This is a genomic window from Rhizobium sp. CFBP 13726 (assembly GCF_014841925.1).
Lineage (GTDB): Bacteria > Pseudomonadota > Alphaproteobacteria > Rhizobiales > Rhizobiaceae > Neorhizobium > Neorhizobium soli.
In genome coordinates, this window is sequence record NZ_JACYUU010000001.1 from 1,366,632 (window position 1) to 1,392,368 (window position 25,737).

The window sequence follows — 25,737 nt, forward strand, 5'->3', positions numbered from 1 at the left end:
CGAAGACGGGCCTGGGAGCAACGCATACGAGGCGCAAACCATGCGCTTTCCGAACGGAATCGTGGCACCGGAGGCTTTCTAGCGCAGGTTTGCGTGGTCGATCCGGAAAAGCTGAAACGGATTTGCGCGACCGGTCTCGAGCCGTGCGAGACCGGGCCAGTCCTTGCCCGCGGACAATGCATCGTAGAGCGGCGCCGATCCAGGCTCAGCCTGCGCAGGGAAACGGCAGACCGCCACATAATCGAACGGTGCAAGCGCTTCGCGACGCGTCTCTGGGTCGGTTGTGATGAAGGCTGTATAGGCGTTCGCCATCCCGCGTGAGGCCCGGTGAAACGGGATCGGCCCGACTGTTAGTCCTGAAGGCATCGGGTTCCTCAGCACCGACATGGCAAGTGTCGGGGGTGCTAGAAGATGCCCTTGTCCGAGATTTGTGAGAGCGGACATGTCGCCGGCCTTGCAGTCGTCGATGGTCATCGCCTGAACGGCATCGCCGTGTATCGTTTGTGGCCGCGAAAGGCTCCAGAGACCGACCATGAGCAGAAAGACGCCGGTCCCGACGCTGAACAAGGTCCTTGATACTCGGCCGGACTGCCTTGATGTCTGATCGATATGGCGGAGCGCCAGCGGCACGAAAAGTGCGGCGAAGACGAATGGAAAGCGGATATAGCGAAGCAGACCGGTTGCCAGAAGCACACTGACGAGTGCGGTGACGAACAGGATCGCAAGGGCAGGATTACCGGCGCGAACCTCACTCAAGACCCGTGGCGCCGCGAGCGCCAATATGGTGACGAAAATGCCGATCAACATGATGCCCGGCAACGGCGAGCCGCCTGCATAATGGAGCAGTCCCTGCTCCTGCGGCACCCGGTCGAACCATAGCTGCTTGGCGAGCGGATCCATCCCGGCATAGGGGCCCGCAAGGCATTCAGGAAAAAAGATTCCGGTTGCAACGATGACGCCGATCGAGGCAGCGGCAAGAACGGCGAGTTTTACCCAGCCGGATGCATCGGCGAAACATCTGCAGGCAATCCAGGATGTGCCGGACAGACCGACAAGAAGAACGATATAGAGTGCAGAAAACGCATCGCACTGCGTCGACATCGTACCCGAGGCACCAAGCAGTGCCAAAGCTGTTGGAACAGTGGCGATACATATTGTGGCCGACGCCGCCGAGAGCGTTTCGGCCGCCCTGGTCGCCCCTGCGACGAATGCCACAACAAGTCCGCCGAACATGATGACCAGGAACGGCAGACCTTCGAGTGCGATGGCGACCGACATGACGGTGCCTACCCCGACAACGATACCGCCGATACGATCGAAGCGGACAAGACCGTAGGCGACGGCCATCAAAGCAACGATCTGGACATTGTGATGGTCGATCCGACCGGGCACAAATTCGAAGACCGCATACAGCATCGCAAACGTCCCAGCCGCCAGCCGGAGATAATGAATACCCTCGGTGATCGGAGCAATGCGTTTCCAGATCATGGCAACAAACAGCCCATAGACCGAAAGCAGCATCGGCGGCCAGATCAGCAGGGATGCGGAGATGGCGCCGTCGCGGCCGAGCAGCGGCGTCAGCAGAAGCGAAAGGCCGGCATAGGGAAGGTCGACGAGACGAGACCAGGGCGAGACGTAGATCCCTGGGCTGTCGATCATCGGCAATGTCAGGTCCCAGAAGGACCCGGATGCGGATAACAGATGGCGAATCTGAACGCCCCGGAGAACATCATCCACATCCGCGAAGAACAGCCGTCCATCGGAAAGGTCGAGTAGCAGCAAAACGATTGCCGTCAGGTAGACAACGAAAAAGATCCGCAGAAGCGATCCTTCCTGCCGCGTCGATGACGCGCCTGCCTCGCCTCTCCTCGCGCCAGCCATCCTCGAAGCCACCTGCGTTTTGCCCTTCAGCACCGGCTTACCTAGCTTGAATTAACATTGCGCTACCGGATTGCCTCTGCGAAAGATCGAACGGGAGAAGCGGCCGGGCAGGACAAGCGACTGACAGCGTCGGTGCCGCAGGAATAGCGATGTTTGACACAACCAACTGGCTCAATAGTTCGACGGGCGCACGCATAGCATTTCATCATCAACCCGCGACATCGGACGGCCGTGGCGTCATCCTCGTCTTGCACGGTCTCGCCGACCATTCCCGCCGTTACCGGCGGTTTGCCGAGGCGATGGCGGCCCATGGTTTCCACGTCTACGCCCCCGACCATCGCGGCCATGGCGAGACCACGGCACCCGGCATACCGCTAGGCCGCTTTGCTTTGCGGGACGGTGAAAGGCTTGTAACTGCGGATGTGAAAGCGATTCGCGATCTCGCGGCTGATGCCCATCCGGACCTGCCGATCATTCTCGTCGGGCATTCGATGGGCGGCCTGATCGCCCTCAATGCCGCGATCGATTATCCGCAGGCCTTCGACGGGATTGCCGTCTGGAACTCCAACTTCAATCCAGGCCTTGCCGGGCGCGGTGCCCAGGCAATTCTGCTTGTCGAGCGCGCGCTGAAAGGGTCTGATGTTCCAAGCACGCATCTGCCGAAACTCACTTTCGGGGCATGGGGAAAATCGATCCCCGGCCATCGCACGGATTTCGACTGGCTGAGCCACGACCAAACCGAAGTCGATGCCTATGTTGCCGACCCGCTCTGCGGTTTCGATGCCAGCGTCTCGCTCTGGCTCGACATCTTCGAGATGTCCTACCGGGGACCCGCGCTTCTGGACCGCCTGCCCGCCGACTTGCCGGTCAATCTGGTCGGTGGCACGGACGATCCGGCGACGGATGGAGGGCGCGCCATCCGCTGGCTCGCGGACAGGTTCCAGAAACGCGGCATGCACAATGTCGAGACGATCATCTACCCGCAAACCCGCCACGAGACCCTGAACGATCGCTTCCGGGACCGCGCGACCAACGCCTTCGCCGAATGGGCGAAAACGCTCACCTCGCGTCGCTCAGATCCGTCGCGCGATATCCGCACGCAAACGGAATGAGTTCATGACATTTCCTCAAGTGCGCTCGGAGAATGCCGAAGGTATAGCTTTGCCATGACGTCACCGCATGCGCATACGAGACCTGCTCTGCAAGCGTCCGGCATTTCCGCCGGCATGGGCCTGATGCTGCTTGCCATGCTGATCACGCCGCTGATCGACGTGTTTTCCAAGCTTGCAACTGCCAACGCCTCCCCGACGCTCATCACGATGGTGCGCTTCATCGTCCAGGGCCTTTGCATGCTGCCGATCGTGCTGTGGACCGGGTCATGGCGCAATTTCTCCTGGGAGCTCAGTTTCTATCACGCCATCCGCGCGGCCGTGATCACGCTCTCGATGATCTGCTTCGTCGCAACGCTCGCCGTCATGGAAGTTGCCGATGCCGTCGCGATCTTCTTCGTCGAGCCGATTATCCTCACCGTCATGTCGTCGATCTTCCTCAAGGAAATCATCGGCTGGCGGCGCTACACGGCTTGCGGCGTCGGCTTCCTGGGCGCGATGATCGTCATCCGCCCGAGCTTCCAGGAAATTGGCTATATCGCGGTATTGCCCGTGGTCACAGCTTTCGGCGTCGCCGTCTTCGCCCTGATGACGCGGGCGCTCGCCCATCGCGAAAACCCATGGTCGATGCAGTTTCAGATGTCGCTCTGGGGAATTCCGATATCAGGTGCCCTCCTCCTGATCGGTCATGTCAGCGGCATCGAATTCATGGCCCCGTCGATCCCCGATTTGACGACGACCACATGGATGGTCGGCGTCGGCACGGTCGCTGCCCTCTCCGGCCTGCTTGCCGTCTATGCCTATCGCGCCGCGCCCGCCTCCGTCATTGCGCCGCTTCAGTATTTCGAGATCGTCTCGGCGACTTTGCTGGGCTGGCTGGTGTTCGGTGATTTCCCGGATCCGGTCAAATGGCTCGGCATCTCCATCATCATCGGGTCAGGCCTCTACATCATCTGGCGCGAACGCCGCGCCGCCTCGCTCAAGCCCGTCACCAACAGCGAAAACACAGTGGTAAGCCCCTGATCATGGATGAGCCCAAGAAAAAGCCGCCGCTTGCCGGCATTCGCGTTCTCGAACTGGCCCGCGTGCTCGCAGGCCCCTGGGCCGGCCAGATGCTGGCCGATATGGGTGCCGATGTGGTCAAGGTCGAAAACCCTGACGGCGGCGACGATACCCGCGCCTGGGGCCCTCCCTTCGTCGAAAGCGTCGACGGCGAAAACCTCTCTGCCGCCTATTACCATTCGACCAACCGGGGAAAGCGGTCGATCGCGGTCGATCTCAAGACCGAAGAAGGCCAGGACATCGTCCGCCGCCTCGCCGCGCAGTCGGACGTCCTGATCGAGAACTTCAAGGTCGGCGGTCTTAACAAATACGGGCTCGACTACGAGAGCCTGAAGGCGATCAATCCGAAACTGGTCTATTGCTCGATTACCGGTTTCGGCCAGGACGGGCCCTATGCGAGCCTTGCCGGCTACGACTATATCGTCCAGGGCATGTCGGGCTTCATGTCGATCACGGGCGAACCGGACGGCCAGCCGATGAAATCGGGCGTCGCCATCGCCGACATCTTTACCGGCATCTATTCCGTCACCGCCATCCAGAGCGCGCTGATCCATGTGATGAAAACCGGCGAAGGCCAGCATATCGACATGGCGCTGCTCGATGTCATGTCGGCGGTCCTTGCCAACCAGAACATGAACTACCTGATATCAGGCATCTCGCCGGTCCGCCTCGGAAACGCCCATCCGAACATCTCTCCTTATGAGGTGATCAACGTCCAGGACGGCTACATCATCCTCGCTGTTGGCAATGACGGCCAGTTCCGCCGCTTCTGCCGTATCCTCGGCATCGAGCATGTGGCAGATGACGGGCGGTTTTCCACCAACAAGGCGCGAGTGGCGCACCGGATCGAGGTTCGCGGTCTGCTGATCGCCGAGACGATCAAGTGGACCAAGGCTGATCTCCTGTCCGCCTGCGGCGACAATGCCGTGCCTGTCGGACCGATCAATTCGATCGGTGAAATGTTCGAGGATCCCCAGGTCAAGGCGCGCGGTCTGCGTGTGGATCTCGAGGCAGCCGACGGCACTGTCATCCCCGGCGTCCGCAGCCCGATCGTGCTATCGGAGACGCCGCTTGCCTATCACCGGCCGAGCCCGAACGTGGGCGAGCACACGGCCGAAATTCTTGCCGAACTGAACATGATCGAAAAGGAGCGCAATCGATGAAAACGGGTGGAGAACTGATCGTCGAGGCACTGAAGGCAAACGGGGTGAGCAGAGTGTCCTGCGTCCCGGGCGAGAGCTATCTTGCCGTGCTCGACGCGCTCTATGAAAGCGGTATCGAGGTTCTCGTCTGCCGCCAGGAAGGCGGCGCGGCGATGATGGCGGACAGCTGGGGGCGTCTGACGGGCGAACCCGGCATCTGCATGGTCACCCGTGGCCCAGGCGCCACCAACGCCTCTGCGGGCCTTCACATCGCCAAGCAGGATTCGATCCCGATGATCCTGTTCATCGGCCAGATCGGCCGCGACATGAAGGAACGCGAAGCCTTCCAGGAAGTCGAATACCGCCGCGCCTTTACCGAGTTCGCCAAATGGGTCGGCGAGATCGACGATGCCCGCCGCATTCCGGAATTCGTTACCCGCGCCTTTGCCGTCGCCACCTCCGGTCGCCCCGGCCCGGTCGTGCTGACACTGCCCGAGGACATGCTGACGGAAGCCGTCGAGGCGGTTCAGGCCCGCCCCTATACCCCGGTCGAAAGCCATCCCGGCAAGAGCCAGATCGCGACCTTCGACGAGATGCTGCGCAATGCCCGCCGGCCGATGGTGATCCTTGGCGGCACCCGCTGGGACGAGAAGACGGTCTCGGACTTCCAGGATTTCGCCAGCCGCTTCAAGCTGCCGGTCGGCTGCTCATTCCGTCGCCAGATGCTGTTTGATCACCTTCACCCGTCGTATGCCGGCGATGTCGGCATCGGCATCAACCCGGCCCTCGCTTACGAGATCAAGGATAGCGATCTCCTGATCCTCATCGGCGCCCGCATGTCGGAAATGCCGTCCTCCTCCTACACCCTGCTCGACATTCCCTACCCCAAGCAGACCCTGGTCCATGTCTACCCGGATCCGGAAGAGCTTGGGCGGATGTACCGCCCGGATCTGGCGATCTGCGCGGCACCGGCGGAATTCGTCGCAGCCATCAAGGATCTCCAACCGCCGGCACTGCCGCTCTGGACCGAGCGCAAATCGTCGATGCATGATTCCTATCTGAAGTGGTCGACGCCCCCGAAAAGCGGCCCCGGCGACGTCCAAATGGGACCGATCATGGCCTGGATCGAGGAAAACGTTCCGACCGACGCGATCTTCACCAATGGCGCCGGCAACTATGCCACCTGGGTGCACCGGTACCACCGGTTCCGGAAATACAACACGCAGTCGGCACCGACATCAGGATCGATGGGCTACGGCCTTCCGGCGGCGGTCGCGGCAAAGCAGCTGTTTGCGGAACGCGAAGTCGTCTGCTTTGCCGGCGATGGCTGCTTCATGATGCATGGACAGGAATTCATCACCGCCGTCCGCTACGGATTGCCGATCATCACCGTCCTCGTCAACAACGGCATCTACGGCACGATCCGCATGCATCAGGAACGGGAATATCCCGGCCGCGTGTCGGCGACGGATCTCGTCAATCCGGATTTCGTCGCCTATGCGCAAGCCTTCGGCGGGCATGGCGAACTGGTCGAGAAGACGGAGGATTTCGGTCCCGCCTACCTTCGGGCCCGCGCAAGCGGCAAGCCAGCCATCATCGAAATCAGGCTCGATCCGGAAGCGATCACGCCGGCCAAAACGCTGACGCAGATCCGCAACAGGAACTGAAACGGCGGCATCTGAGCAGTCGACGGGTGGAACATTTCGCCGGCCATGCCGTTGATGGCGCATGGCAAATGACACAAAACGCAAAGCACTGGGCGGCATGACGACCTTCGTCGCCGTCATCTTTTTTATCGGTCTCGCACTCGCGGCTTACTACTTCATCGGCATGACGCCGGGCGAGCCGTGATCCCAAGGGATCGTCGATACAAAAAGGGGGCCGGTTTTCACCGGCCCCCTTTTCATGTCAGTATGAACCGGCCGATCAGATCGCTGCGGTAACGATGAATTCGACCTTGTACTTCGGCGCAGCAAGCTTGGCTTCGCTGGTAGCGCGGGCCGGTGTATTGGCCGGGTCGACCCATGCTTCCCAGGCTGCGTTCATTTCGGCGAAATCAGCAATGTCGGAGAGATAGATCAGGGTCTGCAGGATCTTCGACTTGTCGGAACCGACAGCAGCCAGCAGACGATCGACTTCGGCAAGCGCGTCCTTGCACTGGTCGGTGACGCTGTCGCCTTCGCCAACCTGGCCGGCCAGATAGACGGTGTTGCCATGGACGACGGCGCCGCTCATGCGGGCGCCGGGCTCGATACGCTGAATGCTCATAAAATGCTCCTGAATGCTGAGCTTCGGAAATTAAGGGCGTGGCATACCGCGCCCTTGCGTGGAAAGGCTTTCGAACCGATCAGCCGCGCAGGCGCAGGCTCTGTTCGTAGATCGCCGTGGAGCGTGCGCCCGAGCGGCAATAGCCAAGCAGCGGCTTGGGAAAATCTTCGAGCACGTCGACCATCTCGGTCACGCCTTCCGGTGTCAGGCCCATGCGGCCGACCGGGATATGGCGGATGTCGAGACCGAGCTCCTTGGCGCGTGCCTCGATCGCGGCGAAATCCGGCTGGCCGGGCTCTTCCTCGTCGGGGCGGTTGCAGACGATGGACTTGAAGCCGAGCGCCTTGATCTGGTCGAGGTCTTCGACCGTGATCTGGCCTGAGACCGAGTATTCGTCGTTGATCTCGCGGATATCCATGGCAGAGCCTCCATTCTCGATAGGGGGCAAGCTTTACGATGCACCCCGGGGAGCGTCAATCGCCAAGCGGCCTTTTACGCAAACACGAAGCGCAGGCCGTAGTCGACGCTTTCGCCGGGTTGAAGCCATTTCAGCTCGCCTGACGCCTCCAGTTCGCCGCGGGTGGCCAGCCGGTGCGAGACCGGCTCGATCCCCAGCACATGCGCCGGCTGCTTCTGGTTGCGCCACATCTGCAGGTATGGAAGCGTGTCGCTCTTAAAGCGCACTTTGAGCGTGAGACCACCGAGCGCCGCGATCGGTCCCAGTGCCAGTTCCGCCCAGGGATCGCCGCCCGCTGCCGGCACGCAGAACACGCTCCCTGGCTCGGGCCCGAAATTCCAGGGCATCTCTTTTTGCTCGAACATCGCGCTCGAAAGACGGACGTTGTCGTCCAGCAGCCAGGCCCCGATATTCATATGGTACATATGCACCCGGGCGATGGCTTTCGTTCCGGTGTTCGTCACCCTGTCGGACAGGCAGACTTCTCCGGTCACACCATCAATCCGCCAGTGGCGTTCCAGAAGCGCCGATTCCCCCTCGGCTGTCGTGACCGGAACGCGCGCCCGGCATTCGGCATCCTCCTGCATATCCCAGAACACGATCTCGGCCGGGTGCGACGAGTAGGAGCCGTGCAGCGCAAACTTCGCGCCATCGGGACGACCGGGTATGGGTTCGGGATGACGGATGTGGTCGGGACCGCAGGTAAACAAAAACCCTTTCAGCGAATGGTCGATTCGCGGATCGCCATCGTCAGGAATGGCCCGGCCGGGCGCGATGTCGATGCCGCCGACGAAACAGGCGCCGATATCCAGCACCGATCCCTCGTCCAGAGTGAGCTTCGGCCCGTTTCCTGCTGAAAACGCTTTCATAAAACCTCCCTCACGGCGCCTCTCGCCGGATCGTGATCGAATTTAACCATCGGTTCATAACGAATTCACTTTTCTCACGGTAAAGTCGAAATTACGTTGTCTATGGCACCAGATACGGAGTCGGGAACCATATGCGCATTTCCCCGCTTACCGTAGACGGAATAATTTCTTTCGGTGGAAACGTGAAGCGTCTCATTCTCGCAAGTATCGGCCTAATGGCAATATCAGCAGCCTTCGGGCCATCGTCGGCGCAGGCTCAGAGCGGATATCGCTATCAGCAGCAGACGACCCTCGTGGCACCTGACGGCGCCATACTCGACTACATGCCGGATCCGCGCGACGTGGTGATCAGCCGCGACGGTATGGGCCGCCGCGTCTATCTCGATCGCCGCGGAAACATCGTTGCGACCGAAACGCGCCAGGATGCCTACCGTCCCCAGCAGGCGGAATATCCGCCGGCACCGAGTGGCTACCGCAACCGTCGCGACACTGTCTATCAGCCGCAGGATCAGTATCCGCAAGACCAGGGCGGATATCAGGATTACCGCCAGTATCGTCCCGGCGAAGAACCGGGTGCGGTGACCGGGTCGATTGCCGGCCCCGGTTCGATTACCCGCGAGCCTCTTGCCAACGATGCACTTCCCGGCATCGACGAGAACTATTCCGAGCCCGAAGAAGCCTCGATCGACCCAAATGCGGGCTCGCAGCTTCCAGCACCGCAGCATGATGCCAAACCGGTCATCACCGTCACTAAGAAGCCGCAGGCCGAGATCGCCGCACTCCAGGTGTTTCTTGACCGCGAGGGCATTTCGCCGGGTGTGATCGACGGCCATCTTGGCGACAACGTCAACAAGGCGATCGCCGCCTGGCAGGAAATGACCGGCGAGACGCTTGATCCGAACAATTCCGAAGACATCATGCAGCGCCTGACCTATTCGGGCGGCCTGCCGATCATCGATTATACGATCACGGCCGCGGACGCTGCCGGACCATATGTTGCGTCTATCCCGGAAGACTACGCTCACAAGGCCACTCTGCCGGCTATGTCCTACACATCCGTGACCGAAAAGCTCGCAGAGCAGTTCCACATGGACGAGAACTACCTGAAGTCGCTCAACCCGAATGTCGACTTCACCATTCCCGGCATGACGATCAAGGTGATCAACCCCGGCACGCCGAAGAGCGGTCAGGTGACACGCATCGTCGCGGACAAGTATCGCAAGCAGGTCTTCGCCTACGGTGAAGACGGTGTGCTGATTTCGGCTTATCCGGCCACGATCGGTTCGAGCGATACGCCATCGCCGTCGGGCAACCATACGGTCCAGCGCATCGCGCTCGATCCGGGCTACACCTACAATCCGAAGATCAACTTCACACAGGGCAACAACACCCAGATCCTGCAGATCCCTCCGGGTCCGAACGGCCCGGTTGGCACGGTCTGGATCGCCTTGTCGAAACCCACCTACGGCATTCACGGCACGCCGGAGCCTTCCAAGATCGGCAAGACCAACAGCCACGGCTGCGTGCGCCTCACCAATTGGGATGCGACGGAACTTGCCAAGATGGTCAAACCCGGCACGACCGTCGAATTCCTCGAGTAGGTTTTGCCAGACTTAACAACGCAAAAAGCCTCTCCGGCAAACCGGAGAGGCTTTTTTTTGGCTACGTTAAATTGGCTTCAGGCGGCGTTGCGGCGAAACGGAAACAGTTTCGATCCCATCGAGCGCACGACGCGGACAGGCATCATGCGCATCACTTCCTGAGCGAAACTGCGCGCATTGTCTTTTGCCTTGTCGACATTGCTGACCTTTGTCGCGTCGAGCGTGTGCAGGGTTCCGCCGGTCTCGAACAATTCCTTGAACGCGACCCGTTCGCCGATCGACGTCTCCAGCACATTGACGCCCTTGGCCGCCAGCAACCCCTTGATCGCCAGCATGGCTCGCGTCGTTACCATCGAGGTGACACGGGTAAGGACGACGGAATGGGGAATGTCGAGCTTGGCCTTGTCCTTCATCTGCGCGAGCAGATCGAGAATCTGTGCTGCGCCCTTCGCATCCATCGCCGAGCCTTGGACCGGGATGATGACGTGGTTGGAAAGCCCGATTGCAGTGGTTACCAGCGCGTCTCGCGCGCCGGCAAGATCGATGATGAAGTAGTCGGTCGAAGATGCCATCTCGCGCAGGTGGCATGGAAGCGACGCCGTCGTGACTTCTGAAATCACCGAGAGGTTGGGCACGGGGCCGGAGATCTCGCACCACTGGCTGATCCACTTCTGCGGATCGGCATCGATGATCGTGATGCGAAATCCCTGGTGGGCGAGTTCCGTGGCAAGCAGCAGGGCTGCAGTCGTCTTGCCGGCACCGCCCTTGGCATTGGCAAATGAAATTACGGGCATTCTCGGTCCTTGATGAAATAGAGCCGCATCGCTCACCACCACGCCGCTTCATGCGCAGTTAACATATTCTTCATGAACTTGGTTAACGAGACGTAAATTAAGGGTTAACGCATATTGCCTGTCACATTTCAGCATGCCGACCTAAAAAGGCTGAGAACGCAAATGTGGCCCGCGAAGCGATCGCGGGCCACGTGTTGATCACGGATGTCTAGGGATCAGACCAGCGCCGCCGCCTGCTTGTGCTCCATCGCGAACTCTTCTTCCGGCGAAAGGATCAGACGATGGCGGCCAACAAGCGCGAAATAGGCGATCGCGACTGCAAACCAGATCACCACCCAGACGACGCCCTTGAAGAAGTTGGGATCCTGAACCTGATAGAGAAGCGTCACCACTGCGATGACGATCGTCAGGACGGCACCCGGGATGCCCAGTGGAGACCGGAACGGCCGCTCGATATTGGGCAGTTTTTTGCGCAGGATGATGAACGAGATCGCCTGCATGATGTAGGAGAACATCGCGCCGAACACCGCCATGTTGAGCAACACGCTGCCGATGGCGCTGCCGCCTGCTTCCGCACCGAGCGAGAACCAGATGACCAGCATCACGGCAAGACCGACCAGCGCTCCCGCCAGCATCGCGACGTAGGGCGTCTTGTGGGTCGGATGCGTGACCGAGAGCGCCGTCGGGAAATAGCCGGCCCGCGACAGCGAGTAGATCTGGCGACCCTGTGCATAGAGGATCGTATGGAAGCTGGCGATCAGACCCGTCAGCGCCACCAGACCGAGGATAACGACGCCGCCGTCGCCATAAACGGACTTGAACCCGTCGAGAAGCGGCTCCAGCGCCGTACTCAGATGAAAGGCGCCGACACCGGGCAGAGATGGATTGAGGAGCACGATCATGAAGGCCGACAGCATCAGCGTCATCATGCCAAGGATGATGCCCTTCGGCATGTCACGCTTCGGATCGACCGATTCTTCTGCCGCCAGCGGCAACTGTTCGATGGCAAGGAACAGCCAGACCGCGAAGGGAAGCGTTGCAAGCACGCCTGTGATCCCGAACGGGAACCAGTCGCCATTGCCTTCAGGCAGTTCGATCGCTGCACCATCAGGTCCGACGCCGATGTTCAGCGCCCAGCGGGAAAAGTCCATGTTGGGGATGGCGCTGACCCAGAAGAACACCAGCACCGCCAGCGAAACGATCGTTATGACCAGCGTCACCTTGAACGACAGTTCGAGGCCGAACACGTTGAGCGCTAGGAAGATGATGTAGAACAGGATCCACAGGATCGGCGAGTAGACGGGATCGAGGCCGAGGATCGAATTCACATAGGCCGTAATGAAGGTAACGATGACGGCGGGCGTGAGCACGTATTCGACGTTCTCGCAAAGCCCTGTAATGAAGCCGCCCCAGGGTCCCATCCCCGTTCGCGCAAAGGAATAGGCAGCACCCGTGTGCGGCAGCGCCGGGCTCATCTCGGCGATCGAGAACGTCAGGCCGAGATACATGACGGCGATGATGATGCCGGCAACCAGCATCCCTCCCCATCCGCCGGTCGCGAAACCGAAATTCCAGCCCGAGAAATGCCCTGAGATAACGGCGCCGACGCCGAGCGCCCAAAGCGACCAGACCCCTGCATAGCGCGAAAGCCCGCGCTTTTCGAAATAGGCAGCATCCGCCTTCTTGTAGCTGACGCCCGCTGATGAACTTTCCATGCCTTCTCTCCTGATCAAAGAAATAGGCAGCGAGGCCGTCCGGCCCGCCGTCCCCGTCCATTCCGGATCCGCCCGCTTTTGTCGGTGTCGGTATCCCGCAGCTCTGGCTGTTCCCCTGGTCTTTCAGTAAACCGGCTGAAGAGTTCCCACACCGGCCCGTCGAAAGCCTGCCTCGACCGTAGGCGGCTTCGTTTCGAATAAACTCGTTCATAGTCTAGGTCGTGAAGTCAGTGCCGGACGCGATGACTGTCCTTTGATCCCGCCGACATCGGTCTTGAAGCGATTTCGTGAAGTATGAACACGCGTTAACCACGACGAGAATTCTTCACTTCCGCCGCGTCGTCAACGGTAATCTCAAATCTCCTCCACAGGCCCCGTTGACTCGGTCCTGGAAACGAAGGTTAATCCTGTCACAAACCGGCGCAGACCGGAGGGAACGGCTTTCGTATGACCGGCAGGATTGACCAGTGATGACAGGGCAAACACGATTGCCGTGTCCGAGCGCAGTTCCCTCCGGACAAACGGATTCAATTGGTGAAGGATATCTTCTAAATTCCTGAAATACAGGCCTGATTTCTAGCATGCGCTTGGAATGCGCGCTGTCACATACGATACACACAATGGCTCTACGAGTCGCGCCGAGACGCTCAACCCCAGGAGGACACCCGTGCTCAAGAACGCCCATCGTCTGCTGTCTCTGACGACAGCAGTCCTCATCGCTTCCACCAGCCTTGCAGCAGCCGAGCCGAGCGCGGAACTGATCGCCGCCGCCAAGAAGGAAGGCGCGCTGACCACCATCGCCCTGCCCCACAGCTGGTGCGGCTACGGCGACGTGATCGCCGGCTTCAAGGCAAAGTACGGAATCGAAGTCAACGAACTGAACCCGGACGCGAGCTCGGGCGACGAAATCGAAGCCATCAAGGCCAACAAGGGCAACAAGGGCCCGCAGGCTCCTGACGTGATCGACGTTGGTCTGTCCTTCGGCCCGTCCGCCAAGGCCGAAGGCCTGATCCAGCCTTACAAGGTTTCCACCTGGGACTCGATCCCGGCCGAAGCCAAGGATGCTGAAGGCTACTGGTACGGCGACTATTACGGCGTTCTCGCGTTCATGGTGAACAAGGATCTCGTCAAGGAATCGCCGAAGGACTGGAAGGATCTTCTGAAGTCCGACTACGCGAACGCCGTCGCACTCGCCGGCGACCCGCGCTCTGCCAACCAGGCTGTCCAGGGCGTCTATGCTGCCGGTCTCTCCGCCGCTAAGGGCGATGCCGCCAAGGCTGGCGAAGAAGGCCTGAAGTTCTTCGCAGAACTCAACAAGGCCGGCAACTTCGTTCCGGTCATCGGCAAGGCTGCCCCGTTCGCACAGGGCTCCACCCCGATCATCATCGCCTGGGACTACAACGCTCTGTCCTGGGGCGAAAGCCTGAAGGGCAACCCGCCTTACGAAGTCGTCGTTCCGCAGTCGGGCGTCGTCGCGGGCGTCTATGTGCAGGCGATCTCCGCTTTCGCACCGCATCCGAACGCTGCCAAGCTGTGGATGGAATACCTCTATTCCGACGAAGGTCAGCTCGGTTGGCTGAAGGGCTATTGCCACCCGATCCGGTTCAACGATCTTGCCAAGAACAACAAGATCCCGAAGGCACTGCTCGACGCCCTGCCGCCGGCCGCGTCCTATGAGAAGGCCGTATTCCCGACACTCGAAGAGCAGGCTGCCGGCAAGACCGCGATCACCACGAAGTGGGATTCCGTGGTCGGCGCCAACGTCAAGTAATCTAGCCTAGACGGCCTTCCCGCTCCGCTTTCATGGGCGCGGGGAGGCCTTTTTCCTCCTCCGACAGAAACACCGGATTCATGTCCACCGCATCATCGTCCTTCATCGACCGCCGTACCGTCGTCGATTGGCTCGGCGTCGCGCCGTTCATGATCTTCGCGTTGATGTTTCTGATCGTCCCGACTTTCTATCTCGTCGTCGGCGCCTTCTTCACGCCCGAGGGAACGTTCACCTTCAAGAATATCGCAGACCTGTTCACGCCGACAATCCTTTCGGCCTACTGGATCTCGATCAAGGTCTCCTTCGCCTCATCGCTCGGTGGCGCGATCATCGGCTTTGCGCTCGCCTGGGCAATCGTTCTTGGTGGCCTGCCGTCCTGGATCCGATCGAGCCTCCTGACTTTCTCCGGTGTCGCCTCGAACTTTGCCGGCGTGCCCCTCGCCTTCGCCTTTATCGCCACGCTCGGCCGCACAGGGCTCGTGACCGTCTTCATGCGCGACTGGTTCGGCTTCAATCTCTATTCGACCGGCTTCAATCTCCTCTCCTTCGTGGGCTTGACCCTCACCTACATGTTCTTCCAGATCCCGCTGATGGTGCTGATCCTGACCCCGGCACTCGACGGTCTGAAGAAGGAGTGGCGTGAAGCCTCCGAGATCCTCGGCGCATCCACCTGGCAGTACTGGCGCATGGTGGCGATGCCGATCCTGTGGCCAAGCCTCCTCGGCACCAGCCTGCTTCTGTTCGCCAACGCCTTCGGCGCGATCGCCACGGCCTATGCGCTGACCGGCTCCTCGCTCAACATCGTGCCGATCCTGCTTTATGCGCAAATCCGCGGCGACGTACTGCACAATCCGAACCTCGGCTATGCGCTGGCACTCGGCATGATCGTCATCACCGGCGCCTCCAACGTCTTGTACATCTGGCTGCGCATGCGCGCCGAACGCTGGCAGAAGTGAGGATGCGCGAGATGAAGATGACCAAGTTCTTCGCCTGGCTCGCCATCGCCGTAGGCGTCATCTACTTTTTCGTGCCGCTGCTCGGCACGTTCGAATTCTCGCTGCGCATGCGGCGCGGCGAATACTCGTTCGATGCCTACGACTCGGTCTTCTCGGATGCAGCCTTCCGCGCGACCTTCGGCTTCTCCATGCTGATGGCGCTGCTCACCATCATCTTCGGCATGCTGCTCATCGTGCCGACGGCCTACTGGGTCAGGCTACGCGTCCCGCAGATGCGTCCGGTGATGGAGTTCATCACGTTGATGCCGCTGGTCATCCCGGCAATCGTCATCGTCTTCGGATATCTCCGGCTCTACAATTCGTCGTCCTACATCCCCTTCACCGGCTCTACCTTCGGCACCAACGTGCTTCTGGTCATGTCCTACATCACCCTGTCGCTGCCCTACATGTATCGCTCGGTCGATACGGCGATGCGCACCATCGACGTTCGAACCCTCACGGAAGCGGCGGAAATCCTTGGCGCCAAATGGCCGACGATCCTGTTTCGCTGCATCTTCCCGAACGTGATGTCGGGCGTGCTGTCGGGCGCCTTCATCACCTTCGCGATCGTGATGGGCGAGTTCACCATGGCCGCCCTCCTCAACCGACCCGCATTCGGTCCCTATCTCCAGCTCGTGGGCGCCAACAAGGCCTATGAGCCTTCGGCGCTCGCCGTGATCGCCTTTGCAATCACCTGGCTTTCGATGGGCCTGCTCCAGCTCGTTTCCCGTTTCAGCAAGATGGCACCCTCCCGGGCTTAGGGACTGCGCCTCAAGGATTTTCACCTCATGTCGTTTCTCGTTCTCGACGGTATCAAGAAAAGCTTCGGCCAGACGCAGGTCGTCAAGGACTTCCATATGGCGATCGAGAAAGGGGAATTCGTCTCCTTTCTCGGACCGTCCGGTTGCGGCAAGACCACGGTTCTGAGGATGATCGCCGGGTTCGAGAACCCGAGCGACGGCACGATCTTCATCAACGGCCGCAACCAGTCGGGCCTGAAAACCAGCCAGCGCAATATCGGCATGGTGTTCCAGGCCTATGCCCTGTTTCCCAACATGAGCGTGTTCGACAACGTCGCCTTCGGCCTCAAGGTCGCCGGCATGTCGAAGGCGGATATCGACGCCCGCGTGAAGGAAATGCTGAAGCTGATCGGCCTCGAACATTTGGCCGACCGCTACCCGTACCAGATGTCCGGCGGCCAGCAGCAGCGCGTCGCGCTGGCGCGTGCGCTCGCGCCGAAACCGCAGGTCCTGCTGCTGGATGAACCGCTGTCGGCCCTCGACGCAAAGATCCGCGTATCCCTGCGTGAGGAAATCCGTCAGATCCAGAGGAAGCTCGGCATCACCACAGTGTTCGTCACCCACGATCAGGAGGAAGCACTGTCCATCTCGGATCGGATCGTCGTCATGAACGCCGGTCGCGCTGATCAGATCGGCACGCCGTCGGAGATCTACAACCGCCCGGCCACCCGTTTCGTCGCCTCGTTTGTCGGCACGCTCAACATCATCGATGCGATCGTCGTAGATCCGGCCGCCAACACCATCCGCATCGGCGACAACATCATCACGCTGCGCGAACCGATCGGCGCCTTGAACCAAGGCGACACCGTTTCGATCGCGCTGCGTCCTGAAGCTGGTTCGCTTTCGAAGAGCGCCACGGGCGATACGGCTTTGACCGGCACCGTCGTCTCGACACATTTCCTAGGGTCCGTCGTGCGCACCAGGTTCACCGCGGGCGGCAACCAGATCTCGTTCGACATGTTCAACGCACCGGACAAGGTCCTGCCGCAGCCCGGCGAAACAGTGACCCTGCGTTTCGCCGCAAGCGACCTGCTGGTGGTCAAGGAATAGGCGCAGCGCGCCGCGAGTGGCGAATGCTTGATCGCTAACAAGACCGCAATATCAAACGGAAGAAGCCGGCAAGTGATTCAACTTGCCGGCTTCTTGATTCAATCTGTGAACATGGCGGCAGACCGCCTATGCGGCGTCTTCCACCGCCGCCACATTGGTCGGAATATAGTTGAGCACAGGCCCGAGCCAGCGCTCGACTTCCTCGATCGGCATGCCCTTGCGGGATGCATAATCCTCGACTTGGTCCCGTTCCACCTTGGCAACGCCGAAATAGTAGCTGGCGGGATGGCCGATGTAGAAGCCCGAGACGGATGATCCCGGCCACATCGCGTAGCTCTCGGTCAGCGTCACGCCCGTCGCCTTGGTGGCATCGAGCAGTCTGAACAGCGTTTCCTTTTCCGTATGGTCGGGTTGCGCCGGATAGCCGGGTGCCGGACGGATGCCGGCATACTGCTCGTGGATCAACTCGTCGCTCGTGAGCGTCTCATCCGGCGCATAGCCCCAGTATTCCTGACGCACGCGCTGGTGCATGCGTTCGGCAAACGCTTCCGCAAACCGGTCGGCGAGCGCTTTGACCAGGATCGACGAATAGTCGTCGTTCGCCCGCTCGAACCGTTCGGCAATCGCCACTTCCTCGATGCCGGCCGTGACAACGAAGCCGCCGACATAATCGGCCTTGCCGCTCGAAACCGGTGCGACGAAATCCGACAGCGCCACATTCGGCCGGCCATCGCGCTTGGAAAGCTGCTGGCGCAGCGTGAACAGCGTCTCGAGCTCCGTGCTGCGCGTCTCGTCGGTATACAGCTTGATGTCATCGCCAACAGCGTTGGCCGGCCAGAAGCCGATCACGGCCTGGGGCCGGAACCACTTCTCCGCGATGATCTTCTCCAGCATCGCCTGCGCATCCGCAAACAGATGACGCGCGGCCTCGCCCTGCTTCTCGTCTTCGAGAATGGCCGGATAGCGACCCTTCAGTTCCCAGGTCTGGAAAAACGGCGTCCAGTCGATATAGGTCGCGAGTTCCGCAAGATCATAGCCTTCGAACACTTTCGTGCCGAAGAACTGCGGTGGCTTCGGATCGTAGGATGTCCAGTCGACCTTCTCGGCATTGGCACGGGCGCGCTCGATCGGCAGCCGCTTCTTATCCGCTTCCGAACGGGCATGCGCCGATGCAACCTTGGCATATTCACCGCGGATCGTCTCGACATAGCCATCCTTCGCGTCCGGCGACAGAAGCGCCGAGACGACGCCGACGGCGCGCGAGGCATCCGTAACATAGACGGCCTGGCCCCGCTCATACCGCGGATGGATCTTGACGGCCGTATGAACCCGGCTGGTCGTGGCACCGCCGATCAGCAGCGGAACGTTGAAGCCCTGCCGCTCCATTTCGGCTGCCACATGCACCATTTCGTCGAGCGACGGCGTGATCAGGCCCGACAGACCGATGATATCGACCTGCTCGGCAATCGCCGTTTCGAGGATCTTCGTCGCCGGTACCATCACGCCGAGATCGACGATCTCGTAATTGTTGCAGGCGAGCACGACGCCGACAATGTTCTTGCCGATGTCGTGGACGTCGCCCTTGACGGTCGCCATCAGGATCTTGCCGGCGGTCTTGCGCTGGTCGCCGCCGTTGAGGCGCTTTTCCTCTTCCATGTAAGGCAGCAGCACCGCAACCGCCTGTTTCATCACGCGGGCGGACTTCACCACCTGCGGCAGGAACATCTTGCCCGAACCGAACAGATCGCCGACCACATTCATGCCGGCCATCAGCGGCCCCTCGATGACGTGCAGCGGACGCGCGGCTTGCAGCCGCGCCTCTTCCGTATCGGCGTCGATAAATTCGGTAATGCCGTTGACCAGCGCATGCGACAGCCGCTCTTCCACCGAGCGTTCGCGCCAAGCCAGATCCTGGACCCTTGCTTCCTTGCCGGGGCCGCCACGATACTTTTCGGCCACTTCCAGCAGCCGCTCTGTCCCGTCGGCGCGGCGGTTCAGCACCACGTCCTCGCAGGCCTCGCGCAGTTCCGGATCGATGTTCTCGTAGATCGCCAGCTGACCGGCATTGACGATGCCCATGTCCATGCCCGCCTGGATGGCGTGGTACAGGAACACGGCATGCATCGCCTCGCGCACCGGCTCGTTGCCGCGGAACGAGAAGGACAGGTTCGAAACGCCGCCGGAAATATGCACCAGCGGCATGCGCTCGCGGATCGTCCGCGTCGCCTCGATGAAATCGACGCCGTAATTGTTGTGTTCCTCGATCCCGGTCGCCACCGCAAACACGTTCGGATCGAAGATGATATCCTCGGGCGGAAAGCCCGCCTGCTCGGTCAGGATCTTGTAGGCGCGGCTGCAGATCTCGACCTTGCGGTCATAGGTATCCGCCTGCCCCGTCTCGTCGAACGCCATCACCACGACGGCTGCGCCGTAATTGCGGATCAGCTTGGCCTGCGCCAGGAACTTTTCCTCGCCTTCCTTCAGCGAGATCGAGTTAACGATCGGCTTGCCCTGAACGCATTTCAGTCCGCCTTCGATGATCTCGAACTTCGAGCTGTCGATCATGACGGGAACGCGGGCGATATCCGGCTCGGCGGCGATCAGGTTGAGGAACTCGATCATCGCCTGGCCCGAATCGATCAGGCCCTCGTCCATGTTGATGTCGATGACCTGCGCGCCGTTCTCGACCTGGTCGCGGGCAACGACCAGCGCTGCCGCATAATCGCCGGCAGTGATCAGCTTGCGGAATTTGGCCGAACCGGTGACGTTGGTGCGTTCGCCGACATTCACGAACGGAATGTCCTTGGTCAGCGTGAAGGGCTCGAGGCCCGACAGCGACATGAACGGCGAGTGCTCCGGGATCTCGCGCGGCTTGTGCTTGGAGACGGCATCGGCAATCGCGCGGATATGCTCCGGCGTCGAGCCGCAGCAGCCGCCGACGACGTTGACCAGACCTTCGCGGGCGAATTCCTCGACCTGCTTCGCCATCATCTCAGGCGTCTCGTCATACTGGCCAAACTCGTTGGGCAGGCCGGCATTCGGATAGGCGCAGATGAACGTGTCGGAAACGCCCGACAGTTCCTGCAGATGCGGCCGCATCGCATCTGCACCGAGCGCGCAATTGAGGCCGATCGTGAACGGGTTGGAATGGCGCACCGAGTTCCAGAACGCCGACGGCGTCTGGCCGGACAGCGTGCGGCCGGACAAGTCGGTAATCGTGCCCGAGATCATCACCGGCAGGCGAATGCCCTTGGCCTCGAATCGCTCCTCGCAGGCAAAGATCGCCGCCTTGGCGTTGAGTGTATCGAAGATCGTTTCGATCAGGATGATGTCGGCACCGCCGTCGATCAGACCGTTGATCTGCTCGCCATAGGCAATCCGCAGGTCGTCGAAGGAGACAGCGCGGTAGCCTGGATTGTTGACATCGGGGGAAATAGAGGCCGTCCGGTTGGTCGGGCCGATGGCGCCGGCAACAAAACGCCGGCGGCCGTCTTCCTTTTCGGCGCGGATCGCAGCGCGGCGGGCAAGGCGTGCCCCATCGCGGTTGAGATCGTAGACGGCGCCTTCCATCTCGTAATCCGCCTGGGCGATACGGGTAGAGGAAAACGTGTTGGTTTCGAGAATATCGGCGCCGGCCTTGGCGTAACGATAGTGAATATCCTCGATCGCCTGCGGCTGCGATAGAATCAGAAGGTCGTTATTGCCCTGCTGGTGGCAGGCACAACCGATGAAGCGTTCGCCACGAAAATGGTCTTCGTTGAAGCCGAGCCCCTGGATCTGGGTGCCCATGGCGCCATCTATCACGAGAATGCGTTCGCGTGCGGCCGCTTTCAGGGCTGCAAGGATTTCCGCGCCGTCGCGGCGGTCGCCTTCGGGACCGAAGAGTTCATCAAACAAGGGACACACTCCTGAACAGCATCAAACCGTATTCATAATCATATAAAGATGCGTTTATATGATGTCCAGCCTCTGTGCCGTGAGCAATAAACGAATTGTCGATGACAGGCCATACTCCTGACGGTATAGCCTTGAAGCCGAAAGCAAAAGGGAGAGAAGCATGAGCGACGTGGGCCAGGTATCGAAATTCTGGAGCGATCTGCCTTACCACCGGCGCTGGCTGCTGCAACAGGCTGACGGCCTGTTCGACTTCTTCCAGCATCGAGCCATCAACCCCAAGGGCGGCTTCTTCGATCTCGACCCCACCGGAAACCCGCTCCCCCTGGACAATCCCGTTCGCGGCATTCACGCCTCGGCCCGCATGGTGCACTGCTATTCGATCGCCTATCTGCTCGGTCGTCCGGGGTCAGGCGACCTGATCGATCACGGCATGAATTTTCTCTGGAACGGTCACCGCGACCAGACACATGGAGGCTATGCCTGGTCGATGAACGACGATGGCCCGGCGGATGGCAACAAGCAGGGTTACGGCCACGCGTTTGTGCTGCTCGCCGCATCCTCCGCAAAAGTCGTTGGCCATCCGCTTGCCGACGCGATGCTGGCAGACGTCACCGACGTGCTGGAAACCCGATTCTGGGATAGCGAACACGGCGCCATTACTGAAGAATTTGCGGCCGACTGGTCACCGATCGACGGTGGCAGCTATCGTGGCCAGAACTCGAACATGCACCTGACCGAAGCGCTGATGGCGGCCTTCGAGGCAACCGGCGAACGGCATTATCTCGACAAGGCCGAAAGCATTGCAGACCTCGTCATCCGGCGCCTTGCCGGCAGCGTCGGCTTCCGCGTCGCCGAGCATTTCGATACCGACTGGCAGATCGACAAGGATTACTATCACCGTGACGAGATGTTCCGCCCGGCCGGCACGACGCCCGGCCACTGGCTGGAATGGGCAAGACTGACGCTGCAACTGTGGACGCTCGGCGACAAGAAGCACGCCTGGATGCCGGATGCGGCAAAGAACCTGTTCGTGCAGGCCATGTCACTCGGCTGGGACAAGGAAAAAGGCGGCTTCTTCTACACGCTGGATTGGGACGACAAGCCCGCCAAGACGAACAAGCTGTGGTGGCCGATGTGCGAGGGCGCAGCTGCTGCGCATTTCATCAACCAGCATCTGCCGGCAGATAGCTTCTACGAAGACAGCTACAGGCTGATCTGGGGCACAATCGCCAACAAGTTCATCGACCACAAGAACGGCGGCTGGCACGAGGAGCTCACGGAAGATCTCGTCCCGGCGAACACCCTGTTTCCCGGCAAGGGCGATATCTATCACGCGCTGCAGGCGTGCCTCATCCCGCTGTTCCCGGCGGATGGCAGCCTGACGAAGATGATTGTGGAGGCGGACGGCCGGATCTGACGGCCGGTTCTGACAGTCAGCCGCCAGCGACCATCGAGCGGATCAGCGAAACCAGGCTGTCGTAGTCATAGGGCTTGGTCACCAGGCCCGAACGCGACAGGCCTTCGGCGCCTTCGACATTGCGATCGCCCGTCGCGAAGATGACCGGGAGATCCGGAAATTGCGCGCGGAGTTTGATGGTCAGTTGCAGGCCTGTCATGTCGGGCAGATGCACGTCGGTAACCAGGATATCGACCGGCTGCTCGGAGGCAAGGCCTAGCGCCTCACCCGCTGTGCCGGCTTCGACGACGCCCATGCCGGCGTCCTGCAGGAAATCGGCTGTAGAGATGCGGATCAGGGCTTCGTCTTCTACGAACAAAACCTTGATCGGTGCGGCGCGCCCTTCATTTGCTTCGGCGGCTACGGTCGACATATCAAATTCTCCGGCAGCAGCCATGGCTGCGTGTGTGTTACCAGTCTGATTCTGGTTGATAACCTAGCGGAATGTTTAGGCCAAGGCCCAGCCTTATCGGGTTTGCCGACCAATTGCACGCCGGGATGAACAGGGTTCCGGAGCGAATGCGCGGTTTCTCTGACATATGGTGAAAAGCATGTGTATGAAGACCCCTCCCCGATTTGCCCGTTGGACGCTGCATTTAAGCCTGTGCTACAACGCGTTCAAGACATCCGCGCCCGTCTCTCCGCGCGCCTGTCGATCGCCTTTTCAGTAGGATGAGCGATGATCCTAAGCGAAATGACCGGGCGCACCGAACGCTTCGTACAGTTCATTCAGAAACGTGATTTCACCCGCGGTGAGGTCTATCTCCTTGCTGTGGTCGGCTTCCTGGTCGGCTTTGCAATTCGTCTGGCTCTGTCCGTTCCCATGAACGGCAAGGGAATCTACTTCTTTTTCGTGCCGTCGATCATCTTCGCCTCCGTCATCGGAGGCTTGAGACCGGGTGTGGTCGCTGCAGTCCTCTCCGTAATCGGTGTCTGGGCGTTGAAGGAACTGTCACCCGTCAGCGCGACCTCGGCGGAACTGAGAGTGGTCGCTCTGACCAGCCTGGCAATCGCCGTCACCGGCAAGGTCCTGCATATCGCCCGGATCATCATCGCAAAGACCCAGGCCAAGGCCGAGGTTCGCGAGGCGCATCTGCGATCGATCCTCGACACCGTGCTCGATGCCACCATCGTCATTACCAAGGAGGGCATCATCGTCTCCTTCAATTCCGCGGCCGTTCGCCAGTTCGGATATACGGAAGACGAGGTCGTCGGACGCAACCTGCGTATCCTCATGCCGGAGCCCTACCACAGGGAGCATGACGGCTATCTCGAGCGCTACGCGCGCACCGGCGAGAAGCGGATTATCGGACGGGATCGCGTCGTGGTCGGCCGCCGCAAGGATGGCTCCACCTTCCCGATGAAGCTTGCCGTTGGCGAAACCCGGTCGGGTGGCGAGACCTTCTATACCGGCTTCGTGCGAGATCTCACCGAACGCGCCGAATCGGCGGCACGATTGCAGGAAATGCAGGGTGAAGTTGCCCGTCTCGCGCGACTGAACGAGATGGGTGAAATGGCCTCGACCCTTGCCCATGAACTGAACCAACCGCTTTCGGCCATCGCGAATTATGTCCACGGCTGCGCAAGACTCCTGCGGGACATGGACGACGACATGGCGTCGCGATTGCGAGACGCGCTGAAGGAAGCCGGCAACCAATCGCTCCGCGCCGGGCAGATCATCAAGCACCTGCGCGAATTCGTGACGAAGGGCGAAACGGAAAAAGCACCCCACAACATCCGCCGGCTGATTGAAGAAGCCGCGGCTCTGGCCTTGGTCGGCTCTCGGGAAAACGGCGTGCGGACGATGTTCGAATTCAACGACGGCCCGGAAATCGTCGTCGCTGACAAGATCCAGATCCAGCAGGTCCTGACCAATCTGATGCGCAACGCAATCGAAGCGATGCGCGACAGTGAGCGGAGAGAGCTCACGATCCGCACGCTGGTCCAGGACGACGAGCACGTGGCCGTGGTCGTCGAAGACACAGGCCCCGGGATTGCGGAGGAGATCGAGGCCCAATTGTTCAAGCCATTCGTGACGACCAAGGCGGGTGGTATGGGAATCGGACTTTCGATATGCAAACGTATTATCGAAGCCCATGACGGTGAGATGGTGGTCACCCGAAATGTCGCCGGAGGTGCCACGTTCCGGTTCACGCTGCCGTTGTACAAGGAGGACGAAGAGAATGCCGACCGCTGACTACGTGGTGCATATCGTCGACGATGAGGAGCCGGTGCGCAAGTCGCTCGCCTTCATGCTGACGATGAACGGATTTGCCGTGCGCGTGCATGAAAGCGCGACGGCCTTCCTGAAATTTGCGCCCGGAACTCGCAACGCCCTGCTCATCAGCGACCTCAGGATGCCCGATATCGGGGGACTCGAGCTGATCAGGTCGCTCGCCGCCCAGAAGATACGGATGCCTGTGATCTTCATAACCGGCCACGGCGACGTGGCGATGGCAGTGGAAGCAATGAAGGCTGGCGCTGTCGATTTCATCGAAAAACCGTTCGACGATACGACCATCATCGAAGCAATCGAGCGGGCTGCCAAGCTTCTCGTCGAAAAGCCGACGGAAGTGACCGAGGTGCAGGAAGTGTTGAGCCGCCTCCAGTCGCTTAGCGATCGCGAGCGCCAGGTCCTTCTGGCAGTCGTTGCCGGCTTGCCGAACAAGTCGATCGCCTACGATCTCGACATCAGCCCCCGGACGGTTGAAGTCCACCGCGCCAACGTGATGGCCAAGATGCGGGCGCGCAGCCTGCCGCAGTTGGTTCGGATGACCATGGCGGCCGGATTCGACCAGGAGTGACGCCGAACCTGAACAAACGGACAATCCGCGATTTAATTGCAACTTCTTGATCTAACGCAAAGTCCG

General features: G+C 60.5%; 21 protein-coding genes. 13 read left to right on the top strand and 8 right to left on the bottom strand.

The features are described 5' to 3' along the window. Positions 1-78 precede the first annotated feature (78 nt). On the bottom strand, positions 79-1,881 hold the full coding sequence (locus IFT66_RS06630) for a hypothetical protein (RefSeq protein ID WP_192077037.1): 1,803 nt from the start codon (positions 1,879-1,881) through the stop codon (positions 79-81). Between the two features lie 149 nt (positions 1,882-2,030). On the opposite strand from IFT66_RS06630, the gene IFT66_RS06635 reads away from it, so the two are divergent. The 5 genes from IFT66_RS06635 (at position 2,031) to IFT66_RS23705 (ending at position 7,045) form a co-directional block, all read left to right on the top strand. Beyond that, positions 2,031-2,993, top strand: coding sequence for an alpha/beta fold hydrolase (locus tag IFT66_RS06635; RefSeq protein WP_192077038.1), 963 nt, complete (start codon positions 2,031-2,033; stop codon positions 2,991-2,993). 54 nt (positions 2,994-3,047) lie between these two features. Next, positions 3,048-4,013, top strand: coding sequence for a DMT family transporter (locus IFT66_RS06640; protein ID WP_062456098.1), 966 nt, complete (start codon positions 3,048-3,050; stop codon positions 4,011-4,013). Positions 4,014-4,015: 2 nt separating this feature from the next. Next, positions 4,016-5,215, top strand: a complete 1,200-nt coding sequence (locus IFT66_RS06645; protein WP_192077039.1) for a CaiB/BaiF CoA transferase family protein — start codon at positions 4,016-4,018, stop codon at positions 5,213-5,215. Further along, a complete protein-coding gene (locus tag IFT66_RS06650; protein WP_192077040.1) occupies positions 5,212-6,861 on the top strand; it encodes a thiamine pyrophosphate-binding protein in 1,650 nt (549 codons plus the stop codon). Before IFT66_RS06645 ends, IFT66_RS06650 begins: the two co-directional genes overlap by 4 nt. Positions 6,862-6,922: 61 nt before the next feature. Then, positions 6,923-7,045, top strand: a complete 123-nt coding sequence (locus IFT66_RS23705) for a hypothetical protein (RefSeq protein ID WP_256413794.1) — start codon at positions 6,923-6,925, stop codon at positions 7,043-7,045. A gap of 75 nt (positions 7,046-7,120) precedes the next feature. Here the strand turns inward: IFT66_RS23705 and IFT66_RS06655 are convergent, their stop codons facing one another. From IFT66_RS06655 to IFT66_RS06665, 3 genes are all read right to left on the bottom strand, one after another. Then, positions 7,121-7,462, bottom strand: coding sequence for a RidA family protein (locus tag IFT66_RS06655; protein WP_062581144.1), 342 nt, complete (start codon positions 7,460-7,462; stop codon positions 7,121-7,123). Positions 7,463-7,541: 79 nt separating this feature from the next. Then, a complete protein-coding gene (locus IFT66_RS06660; protein ID WP_062456086.1) occupies positions 7,542-7,880 on the bottom strand; it encodes a TIGR01244 family sulfur transferase in 339 nt (112 codons plus the stop codon). 74 nt (positions 7,881-7,954) lie between these two features. Beyond that, positions 7,955-8,788, bottom strand: a complete 834-nt coding sequence (locus IFT66_RS06665; RefSeq protein ID WP_192077041.1) for a DUF4432 family protein — start codon at positions 8,786-8,788, stop codon at positions 7,955-7,957. A 182-nt stretch (positions 8,789-8,970) separates the two neighbouring features. Here IFT66_RS06665 and IFT66_RS06670 point away from each other — a divergent pair, with 182 nt between their 5' ends. After that, positions 8,971-10,389 carry a L,D-transpeptidase family protein gene (locus IFT66_RS06670; protein WP_192077042.1) on the top strand — a complete coding sequence of 473 codons (1,419 nt, stop codon included), beginning with the start codon at positions 8,971-8,973 and terminating at the stop codon, positions 10,387-10,389. Between the two features lie 77 nt (positions 10,390-10,466). Here the strand turns inward: IFT66_RS06670 and IFT66_RS06675 are convergent, their stop codons facing one another. Together IFT66_RS06675 and IFT66_RS06680 are read right to left on the bottom strand one after the other, a co-directional pair. After that, a complete protein-coding gene (locus IFT66_RS06675) occupies positions 10,467-11,183 on the bottom strand; it encodes a ParA family protein (RefSeq protein WP_062456077.1) in 717 nt (238 codons plus the stop codon). A gap of 215 nt (positions 11,184-11,398) precedes the next feature. Continuing rightward, positions 11,399-12,898 (bottom strand): amino acid permease, encoded by a 1,500-nt coding sequence (locus tag IFT66_RS06680; protein ID WP_192077043.1) that lies wholly within the window; start codon positions 12,896-12,898, stop codon positions 11,399-11,401. Between the two features lie 667 nt (positions 12,899-13,565). Between IFT66_RS06680 and IFT66_RS06685 the strand changes: the two genes are divergently transcribed. The 4 genes from IFT66_RS06685 (at position 13,566) to IFT66_RS06700 (ending at position 17,514) form a co-directional block, all read left to right on the top strand. Continuing rightward, on the top strand, positions 13,566-14,669 hold the full coding sequence (locus IFT66_RS06685; RefSeq protein ID WP_062581155.1) for an ABC transporter substrate-binding protein: 1,104 nt from the start codon (positions 13,566-13,568) through the stop codon (positions 14,667-14,669). Between the two features lie 80 nt (positions 14,670-14,749). Then, on the top strand, positions 14,750-15,625 hold the full coding sequence (locus tag IFT66_RS06690; RefSeq protein WP_113110683.1) for an ABC transporter permease: 876 nt from the start codon (positions 14,750-14,752) through the stop codon (positions 15,623-15,625). A gap of 11 nt (positions 15,626-15,636) precedes the next feature. Beyond that, positions 15,637-16,425 carry an ABC transporter permease gene (locus IFT66_RS06695; protein WP_174196494.1) on the top strand — a complete coding sequence of 263 codons (789 nt, stop codon included), beginning with the start codon at positions 15,637-15,639 and terminating at the stop codon, positions 16,423-16,425. A 27-nt stretch (positions 16,426-16,452) separates the two neighbouring features. Next, a complete protein-coding gene (locus IFT66_RS06700) occupies positions 16,453-17,514 on the top strand; it encodes an ABC transporter ATP-binding protein (RefSeq protein WP_192077044.1) in 1,062 nt (353 codons plus the stop codon). A gap of 126 nt (positions 17,515-17,640) precedes the next feature. Here the strand turns inward: IFT66_RS06700 and metH are convergent, their stop codons facing one another. Further along, complete coding sequence (metH, locus tag IFT66_RS06705; RefSeq protein WP_192077045.1) at positions 17,641-21,411, bottom strand: methionine synthase; 3,771 nt, start codon at positions 21,409-21,411, stop codon at positions 17,641-17,643. A 160-nt stretch (positions 21,412-21,571) separates the two neighbouring features. On the opposite strand from metH, the gene IFT66_RS06710 reads away from it, so the two are divergent. Next, a complete protein-coding gene (locus tag IFT66_RS06710; protein WP_192077046.1) occupies positions 21,572-22,828 on the top strand; it encodes an AGE family epimerase/isomerase in 1,257 nt (418 codons plus the stop codon). Positions 22,829-22,844: 16 nt separating this feature from the next. Here IFT66_RS06710 and IFT66_RS06715 read toward each other — a convergent pair whose 3' ends face one another. Further along, entirely contained in the window at positions 22,845-23,240 is a 396-nt protein-coding gene (locus IFT66_RS06715; protein WP_192077047.1) for a response regulator, read from the bottom strand. 306 nt (positions 23,241-23,546) lie between these two features. On the opposite strand from IFT66_RS06715, the gene IFT66_RS06720 reads away from it, so the two are divergent. Then, entirely contained in the window at positions 23,547-25,064 is a 1,518-nt protein-coding gene (locus tag IFT66_RS06720; protein WP_274598251.1) for a PAS domain-containing sensor histidine kinase, read from the top strand. Then, on the top strand, positions 25,051-25,671 hold the full coding sequence (gene fixJ, locus IFT66_RS06725) for a response regulator FixJ (protein WP_062456050.1): 621 nt from the start codon (positions 25,051-25,053) through the stop codon (positions 25,669-25,671). Before IFT66_RS06720 ends, fixJ begins: the two co-directional genes overlap by 14 nt. Positions 25,672-25,737: the final 66 nt, after the last annotated feature.